Origin of the sequence: Bacteroides sp. An279, from assembly GCF_002159615.1 — a bacterium.
In the GTDB taxonomy this organism is placed as follows: domain Bacteria; phylum Bacteroidota; class Bacteroidia; order Bacteroidales; family Bacteroidaceae; genus Phocaeicola; species Phocaeicola intestinalis.
In genome coordinates, this window is sequence record NZ_NFJA01000189.1 from 1 (window position 1) to 1,999 (window position 1,999).

The 1,999-nt window shown below is 46.2% G+C and carries 1 protein-coding gene and 1 pseudogene; one reads left to right on the top strand and one right to left on the bottom strand.

Annotated elements, in window-relative coordinates; genetic code table 11:
* Nucleotides 1–148 precede the first annotated feature (148 nt).
* Nucleotides 149–943, bottom strand: a complete 795-nt coding sequence (locus B5F78_RS16510) for a carboxymuconolactone decarboxylase family protein (protein WP_394354939.1) — start codon at nucleotides 941–943, stop codon at nucleotides 149–151.
* Nucleotides 944–1,582: 639 nt separating this feature from the next.
* Between B5F78_RS16510 and B5F78_RS16515 the strand changes: the two are divergent.
* Nucleotides 1,583–1,951 (top strand): annotated as a pseudogene (locus tag B5F78_RS16515) (formylglycine-generating enzyme family protein); the annotation flags it as partial.
* Nucleotides 1,952–1,999 lie beyond the last annotated feature (48 nt).

The window sequence follows — 1,999 nt, forward strand, 5'->3', positions numbered from 1 at the left end:
CTGACGAAGAACAGAAGCGGAAAGGACCAAAAAATCGCCCAAAGCACACACGAAAACGAACACATCAAGCCAAGAAAAACTTTTTGGAGAAATTCAAAACAGCTTCTTAATCTGCGTAATCTGTGGTGAAAAATGAGAATCGCGTTTTTTATTTCAGCTTATCGTATTCCTCGTCCGTAACAGGTTCCAGCCATTCGTTGGAAGTGTTTTCTCCGGGAACTTCGAAAGCGAGGTGTGCAAACCAACTGTCGGCTGCCGCTCCATGCCAGTGTTTTACATTCGCCGGGATGTGTATCACATCGCCCGGAAGCATCTGTACGGCAGGCTTTCCTTCTTCCTGATACCAGCCGCGTCCGGCTACACAAACCAACATCTGACCACCTCCCTTCGTGGCATGATGAATGTGCCAGTTGTTACGGCAGCGCGGCTCGAAGGTCACATTCGAGAAAGGAACTTGTTCACCCGATACACGGGCAAGATAACTGTTTCCGATAAAATACTGTGCGTATGCCGTATTGGGCTCGCCGATAGGGAAAATCATTTCGCGCTGGAAAGCTGCCTTTCCGTTATCGTCCGCCACATCTTCCGCCCATACGTCTTTCGCCAGACGGAAAGCTCCCCATGCATTGGGCCATCCGGCATAGAAAGCCACGTGGGTCAACAGTTCGGAAATCTCAGTACGGGTCACGCCGTTGCTCTTGGCAAACTGCAAATGATGCGTAAGTGAAGAGTCGATAATGCCTTTTCCTACCAGTGTAGCAATTGTAATCATGCTGCGGTCGTGCGGACTCAGCCCGGGACGGTTCCATACTTCGCCGAAAAGGACGTCATCGTTCACCTTTGCAAATTCGGGAGCAAATTCTCCCAACTGCACACGTCCGGCAGTCTGTGTAATCTTTTCTTGTGCCATAGTCATTTGAATATTAGTTGTTGATACAAGCATCCCCAAAAGGATGACTTTCCTGATGTTCAGTTGAATAGATTTCATAGGAGTCAAGATTTTTATGATTATTACTTGATACAAAAATACCCCCTTTCCACGATATACCGCCTAACCAAATCACAGATGATTGTACCAGATTTACGGAAATCTATGGAATATTCAAAAAATTGCATGAACGTTTTTTACTTTTATTACTTTGCCGGGTCTTATAAGCAGAACGTCCGCTCAAACGAGCTTACGAACGGGAACGGACAACATGAATGTATAACTTAAAACATTGAACAGTATGAGACTAACTAGAAAACTGGGAATGGCGATAATGGCAATAATGGCATTGACTGCAAGTTCCTGCGTCACATTGCATAAACACCGCCCCCAAAGAAAAGCGTAAAGAAGCAATGGAAAAGCTGATAACAGACATTGCGGCTGTGCTGACTTCCGACCAGCAGGTGCTTTACAAACAACTGCAAGAGGAAGCCGCAGCCGAAAGAAAAAAACATACGCGCAAAAACTGAGTGATTGCCACCTCTGGACGCTGACATTGCCTTGGCTGGACGGAGGAAAATCGTATTATTTATTAAGACAAAAGGAAGTCATGAAACAAATCATTTTTAATGATTTGGGCTCAAGGATGCCGAAGCCTACTGCAACTGGCTCTCTGCAAAAGATACCAAGCACGGTTATCGCCTGCCCTCCGAAGAAGAATGGGTACTTGCCGCCGGACACATGCCCAAGGATGTTTCCATGAATTCCGGTCATGTGGAACGTGGATTGACAACTGTGGATGCATACGCGCAAAGCAAGGGTGCCTGTGGCGGCATTGACTTTTGGGGAAATTGTTGGGAATGGAGTTCCTCGACCAATGCTGACGGACTGCATATTATCAAAGGTGGCAGTTGGGATTCCGACCGTGACGATTGCCGCAGTGAGAAATCCGATGTTGCAAAGGACGGCTCGCAAGGCTATGCCAATGTTGGTTTCCGAGTGGTAAGAATAGATAGCAACTGAACTTATTTGATTTTCGTTATTTTGTTCCATTTATAAACAGAAGAAAGA